The sequence below is a fragment of the Streptomyces sp. NPDC001634 genome (assembly GCF_040298185.1).
Lineage (GTDB): Bacteria > Actinomycetota > Actinomycetes > Streptomycetales > Streptomycetaceae > Streptomyces.
The window spans coordinates 1-7,826 of record NZ_JBEOZU010000179.1; the positions used below are offsets into that span (position 1 = coordinate 1).

At 68.3% G+C, this 7,826-nt stretch carries 5 protein-coding genes and 1 pseudogene; 3 read left to right on the forward strand and 3 right to left on the reverse strand.

Features of this window, described 5'->3' with window-relative positions; genetic code table 11:
* Positions 1 to 297: 297 nt before the first annotated feature.
* Positions 298 to 2,379 (forward strand): SpoIIE family protein phosphatase, encoded by a 2,082-nt coding sequence (locus ABT186_RS46900; RefSeq protein WP_351228776.1) that lies wholly within the window; start codon positions 298 to 300, stop codon positions 2,377 to 2,379.
* Between the two features lie 360 nt (positions 2,380 to 2,739).
* A pseudogene (locus tag ABT186_RS48235) lies at positions 2,740 to 3,932 on the forward strand (cytochrome P450).
* A gap of 76 nt (positions 3,933 to 4,008) precedes the next feature.
* On the opposite strand, the gene ABT186_RS46915 reads toward ABT186_RS48235, so the two are convergent.
* The 3 genes from ABT186_RS46915 to ABT186_RS46925 form a co-directional block, all read right to left on the reverse strand.
* Complete coding sequence (locus ABT186_RS46915) at positions 4,009 to 5,730, reverse strand: alpha-keto acid decarboxylase family protein (protein ID WP_351930544.1); 1,722 nt, start codon at positions 5,728 to 5,730, stop codon at positions 4,009 to 4,011.
* A gap of 188 nt (positions 5,731 to 5,918) precedes the next feature.
* Entirely contained in the window at positions 5,919 to 6,341 is a 423-nt protein-coding gene (locus ABT186_RS46920) for a winged helix-turn-helix domain-containing protein (RefSeq protein ID WP_351930545.1), read from the reverse strand.
* Positions 6,313 to 7,044 carry an ISL3 family transposase gene (locus ABT186_RS46925; RefSeq protein WP_351930547.1) on the reverse strand — a complete coding sequence of 244 codons (732 nt, stop codon included), beginning with the start codon at positions 7,042 to 7,044 and terminating at the stop codon, positions 6,313 to 6,315. Before ABT186_RS46925 ends, ABT186_RS46920 begins: the two co-directional genes overlap by 29 nt.
* 443 nt (positions 7,045 to 7,487) lie before the next feature.
* Between ABT186_RS46925 and ABT186_RS46930 the strand changes: the two genes are divergently transcribed.
* Positions 7,488 to 7,826: hypothetical protein (locus ABT186_RS46930; protein WP_351930548.1), on the forward strand; the 339-nt coding region annotated here is incomplete at its 3' end.

Sequence of the window (7,826 nt, forward strand, 5' to 3'; positions counted from 1 at the left end):
GGACAGGGCGGGATCCCCCGCCCCCGGCGAACAGCCGGTGCCGGAGGGGTGACGGCGGCCACCGGCCGTTCGAGCGCCCGTGAACCTCAACCCACACGGGTTGGAATCCCCCTCTTTTAAGAGGGGGAAGATGTCAAGTTCCCGCTGGGATGTCCCGCGAGCCCGTAAGGCCCAGTCCCTTGCACTGCGGCAATGCGCCGCCGAGCCTTCGACAATCGCGGGCTGGGCCCGCGTCTCGGGAGACGGGGAGCGGCGTATAGAGGCCAGGTGCAGGCTGGATGGTGGAGGTGGGTTGCCGTGGCGCAAAACGAAGCCGTCTCGCCGGGTGAGGGCGCTGCAGTACTGGAAGCTCTGTTCCACCGGTCGCCCACCGGCCTGCTGATCTTGGACACGGAGCTGCGCATCCTGCGGATCAATCTCACCAGGCCGGCTCTGCACGAGGCGCCTACGGAACAGATCGTGGGCCGACACGTCACCGACGTGTATGACCTCTCCGCACCCGGTGAGGTGGAGGCGATGCTGCACAGCGTGCTGGAGAGCGGCGCCCACGAAGAGGGACGCCTCGTGGCGGTGCGTCCCAAGGGTGCACCGGGGCCGGAGTACCTGTTCTCCGTCTCAGCATCTCGGCTGGAGGACTCGCAGGGGAGGATCTGGGGAGTGCTGACGCAGATGCTCGATGTCACCGAACGCGAAAAGGTGGGTGCCCACATACGTGTCCTCAGCTCCGTGCGTGAGCACGTGGGACGGACCCTCGACGTGGTGGCCACCTGCCAGGAACTGGTGCAGGCAGTGGTGCCGGACCTCGCCGACATCGCCGTGGTGGAAGTGGTGGACGCCGTGGTGCGCGGTGAGGAACCTCCCCCAAGCCCTCTGGGACCGGAGGTGCCACTGCGCCGTGCCGCCTTCGCCCACAGCGGCGGAGAGGAGCAGATCCAGGCACACCCGGTGGGCGACGTGCGCGCCCTGCCGTTCTCGACGCCTTACGCCCAGACGCTGGCCGACCTCAAGCCCCGTCTCGTCTCCTTGGGCCCCGACACGCCCTGGCTGGCAGCCGACCCGCCACGCGCCGAGGCGATCCGCGCATCCGGTGCCCGCCTTCTCATCACGGCACCTTTGACGCTGCGTGGAACCGTGCTGGGACTGCTGAGCCTGTACCGCACCGACCAGGTCGATGTGTACGACAAGGGCGATGTCACCCTCGCCCTCGCAGTGGCCGCACACACCGCGCTGTGCATCGACAACGCCCGCCGCTACACCCGCGAACACACCATCGCTCTGACGGTCCAGCGTCACCTGCTGCTACCCCACCCTGACCCGCGGATCACCGTGGAAACCGCGCACCTGCACGTGCCGTCCGAGGCGGGGGGAGGCAGTGGGTTCGACACCTTCGCCCTGTCCGGCGCCCGCACCGCACTGGTCGTCGGCGAAGTCGCCGGACAAGGCATCCATGCGGCCACCACCATGGGACAGCTAGGGACCGCCGCCCGCTCCCTGGCCGCTCTTGACCTGGAACCCGACGAGCTCCTCGCCCGCCTCAACGACACCGCCATAAGCCTCGCCGAGGAACGCGCAGCTCTGCCGCCCGGCGATCCCATGCCACTCACGGCAAGCTGCGTGTACGCGGTCCACGACCCGCTCGCCCAAACTTGCACCATCGCCCTGGCAGGCCATCCCCCACCCGTCATCGCCCATCCCGACGGGACCACCGAGATGCCCGACCTGCCCGCCGGACCTCCTCTGGGCACAGCTGAGGGACCCCCCTTCGCCGCCACCACAATCTCCGTTGCCGAAGGCAGCGTCCTCGCCTTCTACACTGCGTCACTGCTACGCAACTCACCGTCACCGGAGACTCTCCCACGGGTGCTGGCCCACCCTGAGCGGCCACTGCAGGATCTGTGCGATGACGTGCTCTACCGGCTGCGGAACGACACCCGCCACAGCGACGTCGTCCTCCTCCTCGCACGCACTCACCCATTCCCCGCCGACCAGGTCGCCACGTGGCATCTCGACCACCACCCCCAAGCCGTTGCTGCGGCGCGCACCCACGCCCGCCACCAGCTCATCCTTTGGGGAGTCGATGAGGAAACCGCCTACACCACCGAAATGATCGTCAGCGAACTGGTCACCAACGCCATCCGCTACGGCACCCCGCCTGCCCAGTTGCAGCTCATCAAGGACCGCACCCTCACCTGCGAAGTCCACGACAGCAATTCCCTCGCGCCACGGCTGCGCCACGCGAAGACCATCGACGAAGGCGGGCGCGGCTTGTTCATCATCGCCCAACTCGCACAGAACTGGGGCGTTCGCTATTCGCTCGACGGCAAGACCGTCTGGGCCGAGCAGAGCCTCTCGCCCGCAACCACAGCCCGTCTTCAGTAGCGGCCTGTTTGTCACGCCACGCATCGTTCGGCGCCTGTCCGGAGTTCCCGCGGACCGCCCGACTCAGATTGCCGGTCTACCGGCCCCCAAGCCTGCCCGTCGCGGCGGTCCGGAGGGGAGCCAGCGCATACAGCCGCCCGAGTCGCGTCCCCGTCCGTCCGGTGTTCAGGAGGCCGATAGTGCCTCGTCTCCCTTGCGGTTGACCGGTCGGGTGCGCATCGGCCTGCCCGGCAGCCTTCGCCTTGCGAGCGCCCTGCGCAGAGACCGATCCTGAAAGAGGCATGCCGACCACCGTAGGACCGAGCGCAGACGGTTGCGGAAGCTGCGGGGACCGCGGCCCGCGCGGGGAGCGGGTTCCTGATGAGGCTTGTCGTCGATCTCAACCGCGGGAACGGCGCGCCGGACGCGCTCTACGCGGAACTGCGCAAGCAACCGGTCAGGCGGGAGGACGACGGCACCTACCTGGTCAGCACCTACTACGAGGTGCGGAGCCTGGCCAACGACCCGCGGCTGAGCAACGACACGAGTAACCGCCCGTCCGGCTACGCCCGCGTCGGACAACCGGACCCGGAGACCGGTCTGCCGCCCAGCTTCATCTTCACCGACCCGCCCGTGCATGACCGGCTGCGCGACACCATCAACCGGCCGTTCGGTCCTCCGCACAGCCCCAGGTTCCTCGACGGCCTGCGCGGAGAGCTGGCCAAGGTGGTCACCGAACTGCTCGACGCCTTCGAAGGCAAGGAACAGGTCGACATCGTCGAGGACTTCTCCTACCCCCTTCCCGTCACCGCCATCTGCAAGGTTCTCGGCGTGCCGCGCGAGGACGAACCGCGCTTCCACGTCTGGGCCGACGCCCTGGCGTCGTCACTCGATCCCCAGGCCGGCGGCGCCGACGGCCAGGAAAAGGCACAGCGGGCACGCCAGGACATGGGCGCCTACCTGACCGATCTGATCGAGACCAAACGCCGCCACCCCGGCCCCGGGATGCTCAGCCGCTCGCCCCCGACATGACACCGGCGGACCTGGAGGCCACCGCGGTGCTGCTCCTGGTCGCCGGCCACGAGACCACCGTCAACGCGATCACCAACACGACCCTCACCCTGCTGCGCCACCCTGACGTCCTCGACCGCTTCCAGAAGGACCCGGACCTGGCCGTCCCCCTCATCGAGGAAGTGCTGCGCTACGAGCCCCCGGTCCAGTTCGTCCCGTGGACCACCGCCCTGGCCGACATCGACGTCGCGGGCACCACGATCCCCAAGGGCTCGCCGGTCTGGCTCATGCTGGCCGCGGCCAACCGCGACCCCAGACGCTTCAAGGACCCCGACCGGTTCGACCCCGACCGCAGGGACAACGAACACCTGGGCTTCTACACCGGCATCCACTACTGCTTCGGCGCCCCCCTCGCCCGGATAGAACTCCATGTGGCGGTGCCCGAGCTCTTCCGCCGGGTCAGGTTCTCCGGGCTGCTCGAGGACCCGCCGCCGTACCGCGCCAACGCCGTGCTGCGCGGCCCCCGCCACCTTCCCGTGGCGATCGAGGGCCTCACGGCCTGAGCACCGCCGCAGGGGCTGGGGGAGCTGGTCCAGCTACGTCTCTTGGTCGCGCCGCTGTTTCGTGTTGGCAGGGGAGTCAGGCCGGCCTGAGCTGTGCGTTGTCGCGGTGCTGGGGGCCGCGAGGCCCGTAGTCGATGTCCGCGCCGGTGTTGCTGCTGGTCATGACCGCGGCGGGAGCGTCGTAGGGATCCATGACCGCTTCGATGAAGATCAGCGTGTCGTTGGGCGCGCTGAGGGCCTCCGCCAGGTCCGCGGTGGTCTTGACGACGAACGATCGCGCCGTGGTGTCCGGGCGGAGCACTCTCGGTAGATCCGCGTAGGCCCAGGTCGCGATGTCGTTGTACTGCTCGGTTTTACCGAGGTAACCGCGTTCGATGGTGTATCCGCCGTTGTTGATCAGGAAGATCACCGGCTTGTGGTCGTGCCGGAGGATGGTCGACAGCTCCTGCGCGGTCAGCTGGAATGAGCCGTCGCCCAGGAACAGCAGGTGGCGACGGTCTGGTGCTGCGGTCAGTGTTCCGAGCAGGGCTGCGACCGAGTAGCCGATCGAGCCCCAGTTGATCGATCCGACGAAGGTGCAGCCCGGTGGCAGCTGCAGGCCGAGGAGGGCGTACGACGTCCCGTTGTCGAGGAGGAGCACGTCCCCGGACCGGAGGTAGTCCTGGATTGCTTGCCAGTACGCGGCCTGCGTCAGGTTGGTGGAGCCGCCTGCGGGGGTCCCTGTCGCCGTAGCCCCCCGCCCTGTAGCCCCCCGCTGTGGTGCAGCGCGGCTCGTGCCGTGCGGGACGGTGTCCAGTACGCCGCGGATGACTTCCTGGAGCGTCACCGCCTGATAGTTGTCATCGCCGATGTCCACCGAGTGGCTGCGGGCTTGGATCGTGTCGGCGGGCAGCGAAGCGGTGAAGTCGCCCGTGGTCACCTCGATCGGCCGGTAGCCGATGGAGAGCAGGCAGTCGCTGGTCTCGATCGCCGCGCGCACGTGCGGCTCGCTTGCCTGGCCGTTGTAGATGCCGACGTAATAGGGGAACGTTTCGTCGATGACCGCCTTGGCTGTGCTGATCACTGCTACGGGGAGCCGCATTTTCTCGGCCAGTCCCATGACGTCGGCTGCTACGCCGAAGCGGTCCGCGTCCAGATCCACCAGGACCGCTGGTGACTTGGCGGCGGACAGGTGGTCTGCGATTGCGGTGGTGCACGACCGCAGCCGTTCCGGGTCGCTGGGCGGTTGCGCGAGCACCAGCGGGGCCCCGGGAACCTCGATGTCGAGATAGGCGATGTCGGAAGGCAGCTCCAGGTACACCGGGAGCTTCTCCCGCCAGGCGGTGAGGATCAGCCTGTCGATCTCCGTGACCGCGTTGTGCGGGGTCAGTCTGGCCTCGGCGGCGGTCACCTGTGCGTAGGCGCCGAGGAAGCGGTCCCAGGTGCCGTCGGCCATCGTGTGGTGCATCCCCAGGCCACGGTCGATGGACTTGAGCGGTATCGACCCGCAGATACAGACCACCGGCACGTGCTCGCTGTAGGAGCCGGCGACGCCGTTGATCGCGCTCAGGGCGCCGACGGCGTTCGTCACCAGGAGCGCGCCCATGCCGTTCAGCCGGGCATAGCCGTCCGCTGCGTAGGACGCGTTCAGCTCACTGCAGTTGCCGACCCATTTCAGCGTGCCCGTGTCTTGGAGCTGCTGCAGCAGTTCGAGGTTGAAGTCACCGGGGACGCCGAAGAGGTGGCCGACGCCGGCCTCCTCCAGACGCCGGAGCAGGAAGTCGCCGATCGTCATCCATCGGCTCGGGATGGTGGACATCGCCTGTGCCTCCGAATCGCCGATATCGTCTCCTCCAGGAGGGGAGCGGCTTATATCCATTTTGCGGTGAGAGATGGTTGGAGGCCTCTGGGGGCTCGTGCTCCCATGCACGGGCGGATCAACCAGGGAGTCGCGGGCGCTCTCGTACCCCGGTCCCCGTGGCGGTGGTCGCCACGGCCGGCGAAAGCTCACTGTTGAGGTATGGGCCTCGACGCGCGCAGGGGCGGGAGTGTGGCGAGAGCGGGTCCTATGCGGCCGGCGGTCTCCTCCTGGACCTGGCGGACGACGGCTCGGCGGCCGCGGCTGACCTCGATCAGGCCGTCCTTTTTGAGCTGCGTGAATGCCCGGTGCGCGGTACCGACCGAGACACCGTGGGCCTGCGCGATGTCGCCGACCGTGGGGACGTCCTCGCCGGGGAGCATCGTGCCGTCCTTGATGGCGTCCGCGAGTTCCTTTGCGATCACTTCCCAGGGAGCGAGCTCGCGGGGCGGGGCGGCTTCGACCTTGATGGTCTTGCCGATGGGACCCACAGCCGCGTCCGGTCGGCCCTGGACGGCCGTCTCGCACTGGCCGCACAGAGCCTCAGCGCCGTCCACGGTGACCACGAGCATCGCCCACAGTGATTCGTTGCCACACTCGCAGAGCAGGCGGAGCCCGGGACAGGCCCCGAAGCAAGTGAAAGCGGTCCGCAACTTGCGTGGCGTCCGGACAGGCTGCGGTGGCAGCTCGGCTGTAACTGCTGTCGCGGTCACGGCAGATGATCTCGGCGCCCGGGTGGGCGGCCAGCCAGGTGACGAGGGTCTCGGACGAGCGGTCGGGCAGGAGGTCGATCACTGCTGAGGTGTCGACGTCGATCAGGATGGTGCCGTAAGTGCGGCCCTTGCGGGAGGCGAAGTCGTCCATGCCCAGCACCCTCGGACTGGACGTGGCTGTGGTGGCTGGGGGATCGGGCAGGGCCATCAGCAAGCTGATCAGCGTGACCCGGCTGACCGCCACCGCGAGGTCCGCCGCGACCCGCGCCCCGGCCCGGCCTGCCAGGGCCAGAGCAAGCGCCACCAAGAGGCTGTGCAGCGGCGGGGTGCAGCGCTGGTATCGGATGGTCAGGCCGTCGACCTGCTCGACGAACGTGCAGCGCGAGCAGGCACGTTGGTCGCAGAACAGGCGGCGCACCGACAGGTCGATAACCACCGGCCGCCCGGCGATGGCGGTGTCGGCGAGATGCCGTTGGTAGCGACTGTGCACTCGGCGTGCGGAAGTCCCGCAGGCCGGGCAGACCACCGCCCGGCCTTCCGGAGTACGCGCGGTGACGTGCACCGTGCCACTCTCCGCGAACACCCGCTCCACCTGTACCGACTTCAAGTGCGGGAACACGATGTCCAGAAGCTCGTCACACATACATGACGATGCCAGGAATGTGACGCTCCGTCACTGCCACGAAAATCTTGCCTGAACCTTGAAAACGGCCCCCTCCAGCTCGGGAGTGACCCCACACTTGCTCGACGGATCTCCCCACCTATGTGGCCCTTGGCCGTGGACGGATACCTCTGGGAAGGGCCACCACCCGTGAGCGGGCACGAGTGGGTTTGCGGTACAGGAAGTCCCCTTGGGACTGGGCATGGTCGGCTAGTGCACCGTCCAGTCGCGCCGCCGGGAGTCGGGGAGAGGTCATCGGTCGGGCGCGGGTCCGGCGTGGACGTATTTTTTTGCACGGCGGCTGGACCGCCACGTAAGGTCACCGCATCCCAGGAGGTGAGGTCGTGGCCTCGTACGGCACGATGCTGATCCGCATGCCCCTCGGACAGGCGGCCCCCGTCCTGCGCGAGGTCTGCGCGGCTGGCTACGCGACCTCGGCCGGGCCGAGATTCTGCCTCGTCCATCCGGACCGGTCCGTCGACGACAATGGCGTCTTCGCGCTCGCCGGGCCGATCAGCGCCGAGTTGGGCGCCCCGGTGCTGGCCGCCTTCCAGTACGACGGCGACCGATTGGAGTTGGAGGTCTGGCGGGGGGTGCCCCTATGGGTTTCGTCAACCCGTGGGGGCGGGTTGGGGGTCGTAGAAGGTGCCGTCGCGGAGCATCGCGAAGAGCACGTCGGCTCG

What these genes read in the sequence shown, in the direction of transcription:
- ABT186_RS46915 (WP_351930544.1), bottom strand. Translation starts at nt 5,730, where the DNA reads ATGTCCACCATCCCGAGCCGATGGATGACGATCGGCGACTTCCTGCTC.
- ABT186_RS46920 (WP_351930545.1), bottom strand. Translation starts at nt 6,341, where the DNA reads ATGCTCGTGGTCACCGTGGACGGCGCTGAGGCTCTGTGCGGCCAGTGC.